Source organism: Weissella cibaria (genome assembly GCF_004521965.1).
GTDB classification, from domain to species: domain Bacteria; phylum Bacillota; class Bacilli; order Lactobacillales; family Lactobacillaceae; genus Weissella; species Weissella cibaria_A.
In genome coordinates, this window is sequence record NZ_SDGK01000085.1 from 1 (window position 1) to 357 (window position 357).

1 protein-coding gene and 1 pseudogene are annotated in these 357 nt (G+C 43.7%); both read right to left on the reverse strand.

All coding sequences use genetic code 11. The features are described from left to right. A partial coding sequence (locus EST42_RS11625) for a helix-turn-helix domain-containing protein (RefSeq protein ID WP_425335786.1) occupies positions 1 to 232 on the reverse strand: 232 nt, incomplete at its 3' end. Next, positions 144 to 357 (reverse strand): annotated as a pseudogene (locus EST42_RS11255) (hypothetical protein); the annotation flags it as partial. The gene EST42_RS11625 and the pseudogene EST42_RS11255, both read right to left, overlap by 89 nt.

Sequence of the window (357 nt, forward strand, 5' to 3'; positions counted from 1 at the left end):
CCGTTGTGGGCTTGTTATATCGCCTTTGCATACGATATTTTATGCCGGCTTCACTCATCAACTGCCATACAAAGCGATCACTAATCGCCATTTTGAATAAGTCTCGCATGGTTTTTGCAATGCGTCGATAACCATAGATGCCTTTATTGGCCGTGTAAATTGATTTGACGGCAATTCGCAGATTGTTGTGTTGTATTGCTTGGGGCGCTTGGCTCCCAATGAATCCAGTCAGAGTAAGTGGACATTGGAATTTGCAAAGCACTCAAAACGCGTGTGATGTGGTGTTCCTGCGCCAAATTTTTGTCGATAATTGGCAAAACAACACTTCTACCGCGCAAAACTAATGTTTTGCCAGCA